Source organism: Microbacterium suaedae, from assembly GCF_003254645.1.
In the GTDB taxonomy this organism is placed as follows: Bacteria; Actinomycetota; Actinomycetes; order Actinomycetales; family Microbacteriaceae; genus Microbacterium; species Microbacterium suaedae.
The window spans coordinates 1,169,941-1,187,221 of sequence record NZ_PNFD01000001.1 but is presented as its reverse complement, the minus strand read 5'-3'; the positions used below and the strand labels follow the sequence as shown (position 1 = coordinate 1,187,221).

Below are 17,281 nucleotides of genomic sequence, written 5' to 3'. Positions count from 1 at the left end.
ATGACGACCGAGGCGACGAGTGTCGAGATGCTGCGCGATTCCGACGGAACGGCCTTCCGGGATCTCAATGGGAACGGGGTGATGGATCCGTACGAGGATCCGCGGCTGCCGATCCCGGCACGGGTCGAGGATCTGCTGTCGAGGCTGAGCCTTCGGGAGAAGGCCGGGCTCATGGTCCAGTCGGTCGTCGCGGTCACGACGGACGGGGACATCGACGGCCCGCCGATCGTCGAACGCCGGCCGACGGCGCGTGAGCTCGTCGAGGAGCGGGCCGTCACGCATCTCAACGTGCACAGGATCCCGGAACCGGCGGTCATGGCGCGCTGGGTCAACAGCGTGCAGCGTGTCGCGGAGCAGTCGCCGCACGGGATCCCCGTGACGATCTCGACGGATCCGCGCCACTCCTTCACGGAGAACTGGGGCGCCTCATTCTCGGCCGAGCACCTGTCGGCGTGGCCCGAGCCGCTCGGCCTCGGGGCGCTCGCGGACGAGGAGGCCGTGCGGGAGTTCGCCGATATCGCCCGTCGCGAGTACCTCGCCCTCGGCATCCGCACGGCACTGCACCCGACGCTCGATCTCGCGACCGAACCGCGCTGGGCGCGCCAGTACAGCACCTTCGGGCAGAACGCGGAGCTCGTCTCGCGCCTGGGGCTCGCGTACATCGACGGCTTCGAGGGCGGCGGCGAGCTCACCCCCGACGGCATCGCGTGCATGGCGAAGCACTTCCCGGGAGGCGGGCCGCAGCGCGACGGCGAGGACACGCACTTCCCGTACGGCAAGGAGCACGACTATCTCGGTGGGCGGTTCGAGGAGCACCTGGAGCCGTTCCGGCGCGTCATCGAGCGCGGTGTGCCGGCGATCATGCCGGCATACGGGATCCCGATGGGCCTCACCCTCGACGGCGAGCCGATCGAGGAGGTCGGCTTCGGCTTCAACCGGCAGATGATCCAGGGGCTCCTCCGCGAGCGCCTCGGCTACGACGGCGTCGTCTGCACCGACTGGGGCCTCGTGACCGAGTCGCGGATCCTCGACAAGACCCTCCCCGCCCGGGCCTGGGGCGTCGAGCACCTCGACGAGACCCAGCGCGTGCGCAAGATCCTCGACGCGGGCTGCGATCAGCTCGGGGGCGAGGAGCAGCCCGGATACATCGTCTCGCTCGTCGAGAGCGGGCTCATCGACATCGCGCGCATCGACGAGTCGGTGCGGCGCCTGCTGACGGTGAAGTTCCAGCTCGGGCTCTTCGAGAACCCGTATGTCGACGAGGGCGCGGCAGAGAAGGCCGTCGGCACGAAGGACTTCGTGGAGAAGGGGCTCCGCGCGCAGGCCCGGTCGATGGTCGTGCTCGAGAACGGCCGTCCGTCGGCTCCGACGCTTCCCGTCGGCCGCGGCACGGCCGTGTACTCCGAAGGGCTGTCGGAAGACGCGCTCACCGCGGCGGGCCTGCGCGCCGTCACCGATCCCGAGGACGCGGATGCGATCGTCATCCGCACCGAGGCGCCGTACGAGCCGCGCGACGACTACATGCTCGAGGCGAGCTTCCACGCGGGATCGCTCGAGTTCCCGCGCGAGTTCGAGGATCGCGTGCGCACGCTGAGCGTCCACGCGCCCGTCGTCCTCGCCATCCGACTCGACCGCCCGGCGATCCTCGAGCCGCTGCTGCCGTTCTGCGCGGCCGTCGTCGCCGACTTCGGGGCCTCGGAATCCGCGGTTCTCGAGGTGCTCACCGGTCGGACGCAGCCCGTCGGCGAGCTGCCGTTCGACATCCCGCGCACGGCGGCCGCGATCGTGCCGTCGCGCGTCGACGTGCCCGGCGACACCGTGCGTCCGCTGTTCGTGGCGGGGCAGCCGAGCGCTCCCGTCGCGCGCCGTGCGGGACGCCGGAGCTACTCGCAGGGCAAGGAGAGCCGGATCGCGATTCTCGAGACCGCGCTCGACGTCATCGAGCGGAAAGGGTACAGCGCGACGTCGCTGCGCGACATCGCCGCGGAGGTCGGGATGACGCAGGCCGGCCTGCTGCACCACTTCGGCACGAAGGAGAACCTGCTCGTCGAGGTGCTTCGGCAGCGCGACGTCGTCAATCGTCGCCACCTGACGATCGATCCGGGCGAGGAGCCGATGACGCTTCGCACCGCGCGGCACAACGTCGAGGTCCCGGGACTCGTGCACCTGTACGTGAGCCTGCAGGCGGCGGCCGCGGATCCGGAGCACCCCGCCAATGAGTTCTTCCGACGGCGCGGCGAGCTCGTGACGGGCACGATCCGGCGCGACGTCGAGGCCCGTCAGACCGCGGGGACCTTCCCGGCCGACGTCGATGCGGCGATGATGGCGCGCGTCCTCCTGGCGGTCTCCGACGGCCTGCAGGCCCAGTGGGAGGTCGATCGGGACGGCGTCGACCTCCCGGCCACGCTCGAGTGGCTCTGGGAGCAGTTCGCCTCGCGGGCCGAGCCCCGCTGAAACGGAGAAAGAGCACATGGACGCGATGGACGGGCGTATCGATTCGCCCGAGCTCGAGCAGCTCTACGCCGACTTTGAGGCGAACTCCACGGCGCCGCTGTGGACGCAGCGCGATGACCTCATGCCGATGACACCCGCCCCGGCGGCGGTCCCGCACGTATGGCGCTGGGATGCGCTGTACGACATCGCGAGGCGCTCCGGCGATCTCGTGCCCGTCGGCCGCGGCGGCGAACGCCGCGCGATCGGCCTCCGCAACCCGGGGCTGCCCGGAACGGCATACGCGACGCCGACTCTCTGGTGCGCGATCCAGTACCTGGGCGGGCACGAGACGGCCCCGGAGCATCGGCACAGCCAGAACGCCTTCCGGTTCGTCGTCGAGGGCGAGGGCGTGTGGACCGTCGTCAACGGGGATCCCGTGCGGATGTCGCGCGGCGATCTGCTGCTCACCCCCGGCTGGAATTTCCACGGGCATCACAACGACACGGCGGAGCCGATGGCGTGGATCGACGGTCTCGACATCCCGCTGTCGAACTACACCGACGTCGGGTTCTTCGAGTACGGTTCCGAGCGCGTGACCGACGAGGCATCGCCCGACGTCTCGCGCGCCGAGCGGCTCTGGGCGCATCCGGGGCTTCGGCCGCTGTCGGGTCTGGAGACGCGCGTCAGCTCGCCCCTGAGTGCGTACCGGTGGGAGCACACCGATGCGGCCCTCGCCGAGCAGCTCGCGCTCGAAGACGAGGGGTACCCCGCGACCGTCGAACAGGGCCACGCCGCGATCCGCTACAGCAATCCGACGACCGCCGGCGACGTCATGCCGACCATCCGGTGCGAGTTTCACCGGCTGCGTCGCGGAGCCGTGACCCCCGCGCGTCACGAGGTCGGATCCTCCGTCTGGCAGGTGTTCGAGGGGCGCGGAGAGGTGGTGCTCGGCGACAAGACGCATCGCCTCGAGAAGGGCGATCTCTTCGTCGTCCCGAGCTGGGTGCCGTGGTCACTTCGCGCCGAGACGGAGTTCGACCTGTTCCGCTTCAGCGATGCACCCGTGATCGAGCGCCTCGGATTCGCGCGCACCTACGTACCCGAACGAGACGGCGGACGATGAGGCTCGCGACCCTGCGGCGCGAGGACGGCGGAACGACGGCCGTCGTCGTGGACGACGACGCGGCCACACCGATTCCCGGCGCCGCCGACGTGGGCGAGCTGCTCGCGGATCCGGACTGGCGCCGGCGAGCGAGCCGCGCGTCCGGTGAGAGGATCCCGCTCGACCGGATCCCCGCAGCGCGCTGGGCGCCCGTCGTGCCGCGGCCGGCGAAGATCCTGTGCGTCGGCCTCAACTATCGAAGCCACATCCTCGAGATGGGGCGGGAGCTTCCCGAGCACCCGACGCTGTTCGCGAAGTTCGCCACCGCGCTCACGGGCCCCTCCGACGACATCGTCGTTCCGGCGCACGCGCGCGACGCGGTCGACTGGGAAGCCGAGCTCGCGATCGTCATCGGGCGCGAGGCTGCGGACATCGGCACGGACGAAGCCGCAGACGCGATCGCCGGGTACACCGTGCTCAACGACGTCTCGATGCGCGATTGGCAGAACCGCACGCTCGAGTGGCTGCAGGGCAAGAACTTCGCCCGCACGACGCCGATCGGCCCCGTCCTGCAGACGGCCGACGCGTTCGCGCTCGGGGAGCGGATCCGCTGCGAGGTCGGCGGCGAGACGCTGCAGGACGCGACGACCGACGATCTCGTCTTCGAGCCCGCGGCCCTCGTGTCGTATATCTCGCGGATCCTCCCGCTCGAGCCCGGCGATGTGATCGCGACGGGAACTCCGGGCGGTGTCGGGCACGCGCGCACCCCCGCGCGCTATCTCCGCGACGGCGACGAGATGGTCACTGCCATCGACGGCATCGGCGAGCTGCGCAACCGGATCCGCTTCGAGGGGCCGTGATGGCGGGCCGGACCGACAACGTCAGGGATCCGGCGCTCGCCGCGGATCTCCTTCTCGCCCGGCGCGGCCAGGCCTTCTTCTCTCGGGTGCTGGGTGACCTCCCAGACGCGCGGCTCTCCGGGCCATCCCGGGTGTCGGGGTGGACGCGCGCGCACGTCGTCGCCCACGTCGGGCTCGATGCGCGCGAGATCGCCCGGGTCATCGAGGCGCTGCGCACATCGGACGAGGATCCGCTCCTCGCCTCGCCAGGCGAGCGGCGCGAGGAGATCGACTTCGCCGCGACGCTCCCCGTCGAAGCTCTGCGCAACCTCGCGGCGCACGCGGCCGTGCACCTCAACGTCGAATGGCGAGACCTCCCCGAGGAGCGCTGGAACCGCCCGATCCGTGTCGCGAAGGGCGCCGTGGTCACCGCGCGGGAGACCGTCCGGCGGCGCGCGAGAGAGGTATGGGGGCGCGCCCTCGACCTCGACGGCGGCGCGCGGGAGGCCGACGTCCCGCCCGAGATCCGCGACCACCTTCCCCTCCCGAGCCCCGTCTCTCCAAGGAGCCCATGATGTTCATCGACGCCGAACCCCTCGACCCCGCATCGACGTACCGCCTGCTGGTCGGATCCGTCGTGCCGCGCCCGATCGCGTGGGTCACGAGCGGCATTCCTCCGCACACCGTCAACCTCGCGCCGTTCAGCTCGTTCGCGTGGGTGAGCCAGCACCCCGCGATGCTCGGGTTCACCATCAACCGCCGGCCGACGGGGCGGAAGGACACGATCGAGAACATCGAGCGCGACGGGCAGTTCGTCGTCAACGTCGCGACCGACGATCTCCTCGAGCAGGTGCACGCGAGCAGTGCGTTCCTCGCGCCGGACGTGAGTGAAGCGGAAGCGCAGGGGCTTGAGCTCGCCGCATCCGAGAAGATCGCCGTTCCGCGCCTCGCATCAGCGAAGGTGAGCATGGAGTGCGTGCACGAGCGCACCATCGAGTTCAGCCCGACCGGCGGACAGTTCGTGGTGGGGCGCGTCGTCGGATGGCACGTCGACGAGGCCGTGATGGTCGACGGACGCATCGACACCGAACTGCTGCGCCCCCTCGGACGCCTCGCGGGCCCGCGCTACAGCAGTCTCGGCGAGGTCGTGGAGCTCCCGCCCGTTCCGGGCGGGTGACCCCCGCGAGAAAGTTCAATCGTTTGAATGTTTGTTTCAAACGATTGAACTCTCTAGCGTGATCTCTGGACCGCGATGCCGCGGCTGATCACGCTCGAGGAGGACACGTGACCACCGACTCCCAGACCACCCTGACGACAGCCCTGTCGACAGCCCGTCCCTTCGGCTGGCGCGACCGCGTCGGCTACCTCTTCGGCGATCTCGGGAACGACTTCATCTTCCTGCTCGCGTCGTCGTATCTGATGGTCTATTTCACGGACGTCGCGGGCCTGCAGGCCGGTCATGTGGGGCTGCTCTTCCTCCTGACGCGTCTTCTCGACGCCTTCACGGACGTCGGGTGGGGGCGCTTCCTCGACTCCCATCGCCCCTCGGTGAAGGGGCGCTTCCGGCCGTGGATCCTGCGGGCGGCCATCCCTCTCGCCGTCATGAGCGCGCTCATGTACGCGCCGTTCGTCGCCGACTGGGTCTATGGCGCGAAGCTCACGTATGCGGTCGTCACCTATGTGCTGTGGGGATCCGTGTTCTACACGATGGTCAACATCTCGTACGGCTCCCTCGCCGCCGTCATCACGCCGGATCCCGGCCAGCGCTCGTCGCTTTCGGTGTTCCGCGGCATCGGCGCGAACGTGGCGGGCGTCTTCGTCGCCCTCGTGCCCCCGCTCATCATCTACAGCACCGTGGACGGAGTCTCGACGGTGCGACCGATGGCGTTCTTCGGCGTCGCCATCGCGTTCGGCGCGGCCGCCATCATCTACTACGGCTTCTGCTACGGACTCACCCGCGAGCGGGTGAAGGCCATTCCGCAGGAGAGGGCGAGCTTCCCGCGGCTGCTCCGCTCTCTTGCGACGAACCGCGCCCTCCTGGGGCTGATGGTGTCGAATCTGATCCTCATGCTGGCGGGGCTGCTCGTCAACGCGATGGCGGCCTACCTCTGGCTGAACTACTTCAACAACGGCGCCCTCTCGGGGCCCGCGCAGCTCGCGAGCTTCGTTCCCGGGCTTCTCCTCGCTCCCTTCGCGGCGGCCGTCGCCCGCAGGATCGGCAAGCGCGAGTTCATCGCCGGCATGCTCGTCCTCAGCTCGGTCGTCTTCTTCGCCATGTACGTCCTGCACGTCACCTCTCCGTGGGCGTTCATCGTGCTCTCCGTCATCGCGGGCTTCGGCGTCGGAACCTACAACCTGCTCGTGTGGGCGGTCATCGCGGACGTCGTCGACTACGAGGAGGTGCGCACGGGGGAGCGAGACGACGGGACGGTCTACGCGATCAACACGTGGGCCCGCAAGCTCGGCTTCGCCATCGCGGGCGGCGCGGGCGGCATCGCGCTCGGCTTCGTCGGCTACCAGGAGGGCGGCGTGCAGCAGACCGCCGCGACAATCGACGGGATCTACACGATCTCGACCCTCGTGCCCGCGATCCTGTACGGCGTCGCGGCCGTGCTCCTTCTCACCTGGTATCCACTGAGCCGCCGTCGTGTCGCCGAGAACGTCGAGACGCTCGCGGCCCGCCACGCCGCGCGGGACGGGGCCGCCGAGGGCTGATCCATGAACCGACCCACCCTTCGCGATGTCGCCGAGCGCGCCGGCGTGTCCGTCTCGGCCGTCTCGTACGCGCTGAACGACAACAGCGACTTCCCGCTCGCCGAGAGCACGCGATCCCGGATCCGGCGGATCGCGCGCGAGATCGGCTATGTGCCGAACTCCCTCGCCCGATCGCTGCGGCAGCGCGCAGCACGGCTCATCGGCGTGATCCTCGACAAGCCGCTGTCGTACCCCCGCTATGCGGCGATCGCCGAGGGGCTGGCGCAGGGTGTCGCGGAAGAGGGATATCAGCTCATGTTCCTCGCGACGCGCGACCACCAGGCGGGCGTCGACGCCGTGCGCGGCGGGCAGCTCGACGGGCTCGTCTTCGTCGGGCACGACGATCACGCGGTGCCGGCCGAGCTGGCGGCCGCCGTGGCCGAGCACGCCATCCCGTTCGCCGCGATCGACTGCGGTCACGCGGGCGGCGGCGTCCCGTACTCGAGTGTCGACTTCGACTACGCCCGCGGAGTCGAGCTGGTGATCGGGCGGCTTGTCGAGGAGGGCGTGCGCACGGTGCACTACGTGCGGCCGGAGATCGTCTCGCACGCCGAGCGCGTCCGTGAACAGGCGATGTTCCACGAACTCTCTGCGCGCCCCGATGTGGCGATCCATGTGCTCCAGACGGCGGTCACCTCCGAGAAGCTCGCCGAGCTCGATCGCACTCCGCAAGACGATTCGCGGTATCGCGAGGACCTCGCGGGGCGTGTCGCCGACCTGCTCGACACGGGCACCGCCGACCTCGAGCGTTCGGCGCTCGTGTGCTCGTGGGGCGCCGACGTCGAGACCGTGTTCGCGACCGCGCGCACGCGGAGCGCCGAGATCCGTGTCGTCGGTCTCGCGGCGGGCGCGCTCGACCCGGCGCGATGGCCCGGGCTCAGCTACGCGAGCCTTCCCCTGCTCGACGGTGGTCGGGCCTGCGCGCGCCTCGTCGTCGCCGCCGCTCGTGACGGGGCGGCGCCCGACCACCTTCTGCTTGCGCCGACGCTCGTCGGCTGATCACACATACCCAGGAACGAGGAGACACGATGACCCGCCCCAACATCATCTTCATCATGTCGGACGACCACGCCGCGCACGCCATCTCGGCGTACGGCAGCCGGGTCAACCGCACGCCGCACCTCGACCGGATCGCCGAGGACGGCGTGCGGATGGACGCCGTCTACTGCACGAACTCGATCTGCAGTCCGTCGCGCGCGACGATCCTGACGGGCACGTACAGCCACATCAACGGCGTCTCGTCGATCTGGACGGAGATGGACTACCGCGTCCCGACCTTCATCGAGGCGCTGCACGACGACGGCTACAAGACGGCGATGTTCGGCAAGTGGCACCTCGGAGAGCACGGCGTCTCCGCCCCGCGCGGCTTCGATGCATGGAAGGTGTTCCCCGGTCAGGGCGACTACATCGATCCCGAGATGATCGACGAGAACGGCAGCCACACGGTGAAGGGCTACGCGACGGACATCGTCACCGACCTCGCGCTCGACTGGATCGACTCCGTCGGCGAGGATCCCTTCGTCGCGATGGTGCACCACAAGGCGCCGCACCGCCCCTGGATCCCCGACGAGAAGCACAAGCACCTCTACGCCGACGGCTCGATCCCCGAGCCCGAGACGTTCTTCGACGACTACGCGACGCGCAGCAAGGCCGTGCAGAACGTGCACATGACGCTCGCAGACGATATGGGTGCCGACGACCTGAAGCAGGAGGTCCCGGAGCACCTGCGCGGCGAGGAGAACCGCGAGGCGCGCATGCGCTGGAAGTACCAGATCTACATGCGCGACTACCTGCAGACGGTGCAGTCGATCGACGACAACGTCGGGCGCCTCCTCGACCACCTCGACGAGCGCGGTCTCGCCGAGAACACCCTCGTCGTGTACACCTCCGATCAGGGCTTCTTCCTCGGCGACCACGGCTGGTTCGATAAGCGCCTCATGTTCGACCAGTCGCTGCAGATGCCGATGCTCGTCCGCTGGCCGGCCGAGATCCCCGCGGGATCGCGCTGCGAGGGCATCATCACCAATGTCGACTTCGCGGCGACGTTCCTCGACATCGCCGGTCTGGATCCCGAGGGCGCGCTGCCGACATCGCAGGGGCGCAGCTTCCGTCCGCTGCTGCGGGGAGAGGACGTCGAAGACTGGCCCGACGCCGCCTACTACCGGTACTGGGAGCACGACGACCCGATCCACGGCGCGCCCGCGCACTACGGGATCCGCACGGCCGATCACAAGCTCATCTACTACTACGGCGCGGGGCTCGGCGTGCCCGGGGCATCGGGGACGATCTACGAGCCCGAATGGGAGCTCTACGACCTGAAGGCGGATCCGACCGAGGTACGCAACGTCGCCCATGACCCGGCCTATGCCGAGATCCGCGCCGAGCTCGAGGTGAAGCTGGCCGAGTATCAGGCGCGTTATGCGGACGAGCCCTACCGCGGCGAGGACACCCCGCGCCCCGAGTGGGGCCCGTACGACGCGGAGATGTTCGCCCGCGTCGAGCGATACGTCGAAGGCATCCGCAGCTCCAGCTGATCTGATCTCGCGAGGGGGCGCCCTGACGGGGTGCTCTCTCGCGGGGGCGGTGTTCGTCCGCGGGGCGGGCCGGTGGCGCGGGATGTCCCGGGTGGCGCGGGCTTCCGCGGGTAACGCGGGATACGCGGGCGCTCCGGGTGGTGCGCGCTACCCGCCCGTCGAGGCCCGGACGACGAGCTCGGGCTCGAATTCGATCGTCTCGGGGGCGCGCGTCGGGTCGTCGACGAGCGCCGCGAGCACGTCGAGGGCCGTGGATCCGATCAGCTGCGCGGGCTGGCGGATCGACGTGAGGGGGACGACGGTCGACTGGGCGAACGCGATGTCGTCGTAGCCGATCAGGGCGATGTCCTCCGGGACGCGCACGGATCCCATCATCACGAGCGCCTGCATGACGCCGACGGCGACGAGGTCGTTGACCGCGAAGATCGCATCGGGCCGGTCGGCGGGGGCGCGCGCCGCGATCTCGGCGCCCGCGTCCCGTCCCGCGAGCACGGTCAGCTGCTCGGTCGAGAGATGCTCGATGCTCGCGCCCTCCACCGCGGCGACGGCGCGCTCGGCGCCGGCGAAGCGGTCGGCGACCTGGCGCAGCGAACGCTGGCCGCCGACGAAGGCGATCCGCCGCCGCCCCTGTTCGAGCAGGTGGGAGGCGGCGATGGATCCGCCGCGGAGGTCGTCGACCGCGACGGATGAGAAGTCGGATCCCGGGGCCGCGCGGTCGACGAGCACGACGGGGATCCCGTGATCGCGGAGCCGCTGGGCGGCCTCGAGCGTCTCCGAGCTGGGGGAGAGGAGCACGCCCCGCACGCGCTGCTCTTCGAAGAGCGCGAGGTAGGCGTCCTCGCGCTCGTGCTGCTCGTCGCTGTTGCCGAGCAGCACGGACAGGCCGTGCCGCGCGGCCGCATCCTCCGCGCCGCGCGCGACATCGGCGAAGAACGGGTTGCCCGCGTCGAGCACGACGAGGCCGACCGTCGTCGAGCGGCCCGCGCGCAGCTGGCGCGCCGCGTCGTTTCGCACATAGCCGAGCTTGTCGATCGCCTTGCGCACGCGGTCGACGGTCGCCTCGGCGACCGCGTCGGGTCGGTTGAGCACGTTCGAGACCGTGCCGACGGAGACCCCGGCCTCGTTCGCCACATCGCGGATGCTCGCCGCCATCGGCCCTCCATTCGTCCTCCGGGGATCCTATTGCACGTCCCCATGCACGACGACGCCAGAATTCACTGGTCCGGCCGTCGAACTCGGCGTGTCGTCCACCTCCGCACAGAATTGGCGTCGTTGTGTATTGCGGCCTTGCGTTCGCCCGGCCGCTATGCGCATAATGAAACGATTCACAACGACGAAGGGATCTCGATGGGGAGCGACAGTCAGCGCATCGCCTTCCGGCTGCGCGTGAAGCCCGAGATGCTCGACGAGTACATGCGGCGTCACGACCCCGTCTGGCCCGAGATGCTCGACGAGATCGCCGCCTCCGGGCGTCGCAACTACTCGATCTTCCATCTCGGCGGCGGCGAGCTCGTCGGCTTCTACGAGACGGATGACGACGCCGCCTCGCAGGCGTATCTCGCGAGCAGCGAGGTCGCCGCGAAGTGGGAGGCCGAGATGGCGCCCTTCTTCCTCGCCCAGGACGGCCGCGCCGACCAGAGCGCCGAGACCTTCCCCGAGGTGTTCCACCTCGAATCCCAGCTGCGCGCCGCGCGCTCCGACGACTGACCACCCGCATCCGCGCGGCCGACGACGGCCCAAGCGCACGACAGAAAGGCTCGTGGACCATGAGCACCCTCTCCCAGGACATCCTCGATCAGCTCGAGAAGCAGGCCATCGAGCTGCCCTCGTGGGCGTTCGGCAACTCCGGCACGCGCTTCAAGGTGTTCGGCACGCCGGGCACGCCGCGGGATCCGTTCGAGAAGATCTCGGACGCGGCGCAGGTCCACAAGCTGACGGGTCTCGCCCCGACCGTGGCGCTGCACATCCCGTGGGATCTCAGCGACTTCGACGATCTTCGCAAGCACGCCGAGGACAACGGCGTCGCGCTCGGCACGATCAACTCGAACACGTTCCAGGACGACGACTACAAGTTCGGCGCGCTCACGCACGAGGACGACCGGATCCGGAACAAGGCGATCGACCACCACCTCGAGTGCATCGACGTCATGGAAAAGACGGGGTCGCGCGACCTCAAGATCTGGCTGGCCGAGGGATCCAACTACCCGGGCCAGGCCGATATGCGCGGCCGCCAGGACCGACTCCACGAGTCGCTGCAGAAGATCTACGATCGCCTCGGCGACGAGCAGCGCATCGTGCTCGAGTACAAGTTCTTCGAGCCGGCGTTCTACCACACCGACGTTCCCGACTGGGGGACGTCCTACGCCCAGGTGTCGGCCCTCGGTGACAAGGCGCTCGTCTGCCTCGACACGGGTCACCACGCGCCCGGCACGAACATCGAGTTCATCGTCATGCAGCTGCTGCGCCTCGGCAAGCTCGGCTCGTTCGACTTCAACAGCCGCTTCTACGCCGACGACGACCTCATCGTCGGCGCCGCGGATCCGTTCCAGCTGTTCCGCATCGTCTTCGAGGTCGTGCGCGGCGGCGGCCTGAACAACCCCGATGTGCAGTTCATGCTCGACCAGTGCCACAACGTCGAGAACAAGATCCTCGGCCAGACCCGCTCGGTGCTCAACGTGCAGGAGATGACGGCCCGCGCGCTCCTCGTCGACACCGAGGCGCTGCGTGCGGCGCAGATCGCAGGGGATCCCCTCGCCGCGAACCAGGTGTTCATGGACGCCTTCTACACCGACGTGCGACCCGCGCTCGCCGAGTGGCGTGCAGGCCGTGGCCTCCCCGCCGACCCGATGCAGGCGTTCGCCGACTCGGGCTACCAGGAGAAGATCGAGGCCGAGCGCGTCGGCGGCACCCAGGCCGGTTGGGGCGCCTGATGGATCCCCGGGACACGACGCTCGCGGGCCCGCACGGGCCGCTCGGCGTGCGCGTGTATCCGGCGGACGCGCCGTCGGGATCCGTCGTCGTGTGGGTGCACGGCGGCGGATTCGCGGCGGGATCCATCGACATGCCCGAGGGCGACTGGGTGGCGCGCGCCTTCGCGGCGCGCGGCATCACGGCGGTGTCCGTCGACTACTCGCTCGCACCCGTCGAGCCCGGCTCGCGCTGGGCCGAGCACGAGCCGCGCGACGGCGTGCGCTATCCGGTCGCGTCGGAGGAGATCGCCTTCGCTCTCGCCTGGGCGCGGGAGCGCGCGGGCGAGTGGGGCGCGGATCCGTCCCGCGTCGCGATCGGCGGAGCGAGTGCAGGCGCCAACCTCGCGACGGGCGTTGTCGTGCGCCTGCTGCGGTCGGGCCAGCCGCTTCCTTCGCACGTTGTTCTCGCCTACCCGACCCTGCACGCCGTGCAGCCGGACGTTCCCGCCGCGCTCGCCGATGCGCTCGCCGAGGCGGGCCTGAGCGAGCAGTTCGCTCCCACCGCCGTGCGCGAGATGTACGAGAACTACCTCGGCGGATCCGTCGACACGGCCGATGCGATCGCGGCGCCTGGCACGGCGACGGAGGGCGAGCTCGTCGGCTTCCCGCCGACGACCATCGTCGCGAGCGACGTCGACGAGCTGCGCGTCTCGGGCGAAGCGTTCGCACGCACGCTCGAGGGCGCGGGCGTCGACGTCGTCTGCACGACCGAGCCCGGAACCCGCCACGGCCACCTCAACCGCCCCGAAGAGCCCGGAGCCGAGCCGACGATCGATGCGTTCGTCGCGCGGCTCACCTGATCCCGATTCCCGCGTCACCGTTCGCGAACCTCACGAGAGAGACACTCATGACGAACCCCACCGTCACCGATCTGATCACCCGGTCGAACCGCCTCGGTTCCGACCCGAAGAACACGAACTACGCCGGCGGGAACACGTCGGCGAAGGGCACCGAGACCGATCCCGTCACGGGTGAGCCCGTCGAGCTGCTCTGGGTCAAGGGATCCGGCGGCGACCTCGGCACACTCCAGGAGAAGGGCCTCGCCAGCCTGCGCCTCGACCGCATGCGCGCGCTTGTCGACGTCTACCCGGGCATCGACCGCGAAGACGAGATGGTCGCTGCCTTCGACTACTGCCTGCACGGCAAGGGCGGCGCGGCCCCGTCGATCGACACGGCGATGCACGGTCTCGTCGATGCCGCGCATGTCGACCACCTGCACCCCGACAGCGGCATCGCGATCGCGACGGCCGCCGACGGCGAGGCGCTCACGAAGCGGATCTTCGGCGACAAGGTCGTGTGGGTGCCCTGGCGCCGCCCCGGCTTCCAGCTCGGGCTCGACATCGCCGAGATCAAGAAGGCGAACCCGCAGGCGATCGGCACGATCCTCGGCGGACACGGCATCACGGCGTGGGGCGACACGAGCGAAGAGAGCGAGCAGAACTCGCTCTGGATCATCGAGCAGGCGCAGAAGTTCATCGACGAGAACGGATCCGCGCAGCCCTTCGGCGCCGTGCGTGCCGGATACGAGGCGCTGCCCGAGGGCGAGCGCCGCGCGAAGGCCGCCGCGCTCGCCGCGACGATCCGCGGGCTTGCGTCGCACGACGCGCCCATGGTCGGGCACTTCACCGATGCCGAGGTCGTCACCGACTTCCTCGCGAGCGAGAAGGCCCCGGCCCTCGCCGAGCTCGGCACGAGCTGCCCTGACCACTTCCTCCGCACGAAGGTCAAGCCGCTCATCCTCGATCTGCCCGCCGATGCGTCGGTCGAGGACTCCATCGCGCGCCTGAAGGAGCTGCACGAGGAGTACCGCGCCGACTACGCGGCGTACTACGAGCGCTACGCGACGGACGAAAGCCCCGCGATGCGCGGTGCCGATCCGCTCATCGTCCTCGTTCCCGGCGTCGGCATGTTCAGCTACGGCAAGAACAAGCAGACCGCGCGCGTGGCCGGAGAGTTCTACGTCAACGCGATCAACGTCATGCGGGGCGCCGAGGCGCTGTCGAGCTACGCGCCCATCGACGAGTCGGAGAAGTTCCGCATCGAGTACTGGGCGCTCGAAGAGGCCAAGCTGCAGCGGATGCCGAAGCCGAAGACCCACGCGGGCCGCATCGCCCTCGTGACCGGCGCGGCGAGCGGCATCGGCAAGGCCATCGCGAAGCGTCTCGCGGGTGAGGGCGCGTGCGTCGTCATCGCGGACCTCGACCTCGAGAAGGCACAGGCCGCCGCGGCTGAGCTCGGCGGCACCGACGTCGCCGTCGGCGTTGCCGCCAACGTCGCTGACGAGGAGGCGGTGAAGGCGTCGATCGACGAGACACTCCTCGCCTTCGGTGGCATCGACCTCGTCGTCAACAACGCCGGCCTGTCGCTCTCGAAGCCACTGCTCGAGACGACCGAGAAGGACTGGGACCTGCAGCACGACGTCATGGCGAAGGGCTCCTTCCTCGTCTCGAAGGCGGCCGCGAAGCCGCTCATCGAGCAGGGCCTCGGTGGCGACATCGTGTACATCTCGTCGAAGAACTCGGTCTTCGCCGGGCCGAACAACATCGCGTACTCGGCGACGAAGGCCGACCAGGCCCACCAGGTGCGCCTGCTGGCCGTCGAGCTCGGCGAGCACGGCGTGCGCGTCAACGGCATCAACCCCGACGGCGTCGTGCGCGGATCCGGCATCTTCGCGGGCGGCTGGGGCGCGCAGCGCGCCGCCACCTACGGCGTCAACGAAGAGGACCTCGGCCAGTTCTACGCGAACCGCACGATCCTCAAGCGCGAGGTGGTCCCAGAGAACGTCGCCGACGCGGTCTACGTGCTCACGGGCCCCGAGCTCAGCCGCACGACCGGCCTGCACATCCCCGTCGATTCGGGCGTCGCGCAGGCGTTCGTCCGCTGATCGACCGCGTCTTGAACAACACAACGCAGTCGATTTGGGCGGTCGGAGCTGTCCTGCGCGCCGCAGGGCGCCGAGGCGCACGAATCGACTGCGTTGTGTTCGAGGAGGAACAATGACAGCTCTCGCGATGTTCGGTACTGGCCGGTCGCCCCTTGACCGAGCGGTCCCCAACACAACGCAGTCGATTTGGGCTGCAGGGGCCGGATATGGCCCGATGGGTGCTCGAAGCCGTCGGATTGACTGCGTTGTGATGGGGGTGGCGCGATGAGTTCCGTCGCCGCGGTTGATCTCGGCGCGACGAGCGGGCGCGTGATCGTCGGGCGCTTCGCGGACGGCGGGATCCAGATGGAGACCGTCGGCCGCTTCCCCAACGACCCCGTGCGCACCCCCAGCGGTCTGCAGTGGGACCTCATGGCGCTTTACCGCGGGGTGCGGGAAGGGCTCGCCGAGGCGTTCCGCAGGGCCCCCGAGATCGCGTCGATCGGCATCGACTCATGGGCGGTCGACTACGCACTCATGCGGGGCGACCGGATGCTCGGCACTCCGTTCCACTACCGCGACGAGCGCACGGCGGCGGGTGTCGAGTCTGTGCACGCCGCCCTGCCATTCGAGGAGCTGTACCGCCGCAACGGCCTGCAGTTCCTCCCGTTCAACACGCTGTACCAGCTGGCGTGCGAGGGCGGCGTGCGGGAAGCGGCCGATGGCATGCTGCTCGTGCCCGATCTGTTCGGATGGCTGCTCACGGGCGAGAAGGTCGCCGAGCGCACGAACGCCTCAACGACCGGCCTCCTCGACGTGACGACGAAGCAGTGGGATCTCGAGCTCGCGGCGCGCCTCGGCGTGCCCGAGAAGATCCTGCCGCGACTCATCGACCCGGGAGACACGGTCGGTTCCCTCCTGCCGCACGTCGCGGCGGAGGTGGGCGGATCCGCGCCCGTCGTGGCCGTCGGATCCCACGACACCGCGTCGGCCGTCGTCGCCGTTCCCATGAAGGCCGACCGTGCGGCATACATCTCGTGCGGAACGTGGGGTCTCGTGGGCGTCGAGACGGAGCAGCCCGTGCTTACGGACGCCGCCCGCGAGGCGAACTTCACGAACGAGGGCGGTGTCGACGGCCGCACTCGTTTCCTGCACAACGTGATGGGTCTCTGGCTTCTCAGCGAGACGATCCGCGAATGGGAGCGTCCGGACGGCGCCGAGAAGGTCGACCTCCCGGCGCTCCTCGCCGAGGCCGCACGCGTGACGGAGCCGGTGGGGATCTTCGACGCGAACGATCCCGTCTTCATGCCGCCGGGGGAGATGCCTGAGCGCATCGCCACCTGGTTGCGCGAGCACGACCAGCCCGTGCCGCAGTCGCGCGCGCAGTTCGCCCGCTCGATCGTCGAGAGCCTCGCCGAGGCGTTCGCTGGCGCGGTTCGCACGGCTTCCGAGTTGTCGGGCGTGCCGGTCGAGACGATCCATGTCGTGGGAGGCGGGTCCTTGAACGAGCTGCTGTGCCAGCTCACCGCCGATCGTTCGGGGATCCCCGTGGAGGCCGGACCCGTCGAAGCGACGGCGATCGGCAACCTGCTCGTGCAGGGGCGCACTGCCGGATTCGTCTCGGGCGACCTCGACGCACTCCGCGCGACGGTCGCCGACGCCTTCCCGCCGAAGCGGTACGTTCCGCGCGGCTGAGGCCGGTGGTCGCGGCACGCCCTCTGGCCCGGCGTGTCGTGTGTAGGGGACACCCAATATGGCGCGGTGGGTTTCCAGAGGTGCCGCAACAC

Annotated in this window: 14 protein-coding genes; 13 read left to right on the top strand and 1 reads right to left on the bottom strand. The window is 69.7% G+C overall.

Annotated elements, in window-relative coordinates; genetic code table 11:
• From C0012_RS05285 to C0012_RS05250, 8 genes are all read left to right on the top strand, one after another.
• Entirely contained in the window at positions 1-2,454 is a 2,454-nt protein-coding gene (locus C0012_RS05285; RefSeq protein ID WP_110590039.1) for a glycoside hydrolase family 3 N-terminal domain-containing protein, read from the top strand.
• A gap of 16 nt (positions 2,455-2,470) precedes the next feature.
• Positions 2,471-3,556, top strand: coding sequence for a cupin domain-containing protein (locus tag C0012_RS05280; RefSeq protein WP_110590038.1), 1,086 nt, complete (start codon positions 2,471-2,473; stop codon positions 3,554-3,556).
• On the top strand, positions 3,553-4,395 hold the full coding sequence (locus C0012_RS05275) for a fumarylacetoacetate hydrolase family protein (RefSeq protein ID WP_110590037.1): 843 nt from the start codon (positions 3,553-3,555) through the stop codon (positions 4,393-4,395). Before C0012_RS05280 ends, C0012_RS05275 begins: the two co-directional genes overlap by 4 nt.
• Entirely contained in the window at positions 4,395-4,949 is a 555-nt protein-coding gene (locus C0012_RS05270) for a maleylpyruvate isomerase N-terminal domain-containing protein (protein WP_110590036.1), read from the top strand. The genes C0012_RS05275 and C0012_RS05270 overlap by 1 nt, the downstream gene beginning before the upstream one ends.
• Positions 4,949-5,551, top strand: coding sequence for a flavin reductase family protein (locus C0012_RS05265; protein ID WP_198411059.1), 603 nt, complete (start codon positions 4,949-4,951; stop codon positions 5,549-5,551). The genes C0012_RS05270 and C0012_RS05265 overlap by 1 nt, the downstream gene beginning before the upstream one ends.
• A 107-nt stretch (positions 5,552-5,658) precedes the next feature.
• Entirely contained in the window at positions 5,659-7,089 is a 1,431-nt protein-coding gene (locus C0012_RS05260) for an MFS transporter (protein ID WP_162621929.1), read from the top strand.
• Positions 7,090-7,092: 3 nt separating this feature from the next.
• The gene (locus tag C0012_RS15555; RefSeq protein ID WP_198411058.1) at positions 7,093-8,127 is read left to right on the top strand and encodes a LacI family DNA-binding transcriptional regulator; all 1,035 of its coding nucleotides are present in this window, start codon (positions 7,093-7,095) and stop codon (positions 8,125-8,127) included.
• 29 nt (positions 8,128-8,156) lie between these two features.
• The gene (locus C0012_RS05250; RefSeq protein WP_110590033.1) at positions 8,157-9,662 is read left to right on the top strand and encodes a sulfatase family protein; all 1,506 of its coding nucleotides are present in this window, start codon (positions 8,157-8,159) and stop codon (positions 9,660-9,662) included.
• 147 nt (positions 9,663-9,809) lie between these two features.
• On the opposite strand, the gene C0012_RS05245 is transcribed toward C0012_RS05250, so the two are convergent.
• On the bottom strand, positions 9,810-10,814 hold the full coding sequence (locus tag C0012_RS05245) for a LacI family DNA-binding transcriptional regulator (RefSeq protein WP_110590032.1): 1,005 nt from the start codon (positions 10,812-10,814) through the stop codon (positions 9,810-9,812).
• 195 nt (positions 10,815-11,009) lie between these two features.
• On the opposite strand from C0012_RS05245, the gene C0012_RS05240 reads away from it, so the two are divergent.
• From C0012_RS05240 to C0012_RS05220, 5 genes are all read left to right on the top strand, one after another.
• A complete protein-coding gene (locus C0012_RS05240; RefSeq protein WP_110590031.1) occupies positions 11,010-11,369 on the top strand; it encodes an L-rhamnose mutarotase in 360 nt (119 codons plus the stop codon).
• Between the two features lie 59 nt (positions 11,370-11,428).
• Positions 11,429-12,592, top strand: coding sequence for an L-rhamnose isomerase (gene rhaI / locus C0012_RS05235; RefSeq protein ID WP_110590030.1), 1,164 nt, complete (start codon positions 11,429-11,431; stop codon positions 12,590-12,592).
• The gene (locus tag C0012_RS05230; RefSeq protein ID WP_110590029.1) at positions 12,592-13,431 is read left to right on the top strand and encodes an alpha/beta hydrolase; all 840 of its coding nucleotides are present in this window, start codon (positions 12,592-12,594) and stop codon (positions 13,429-13,431) included. The genes rhaI and C0012_RS05230 overlap by 1 nt, the downstream gene beginning before the upstream one ends.
• A gap of 47 nt (positions 13,432-13,478) precedes the next feature.
• A complete protein-coding gene (locus tag C0012_RS05225; protein ID WP_110590028.1) occupies positions 13,479-15,515 on the top strand; it encodes a bifunctional aldolase/short-chain dehydrogenase in 2,037 nt (678 codons plus the stop codon).
• Between the two features lie 264 nt (positions 15,516-15,779).
• Positions 15,780-17,189 carry a rhamnulokinase gene (locus C0012_RS05220; protein WP_110590027.1) on the top strand — a complete coding sequence of 470 codons (1,410 nt, stop codon included), beginning with the start codon at positions 15,780-15,782 and terminating at the stop codon, positions 17,187-17,189.
• Positions 17,190-17,281 lie beyond the last annotated feature (92 nt).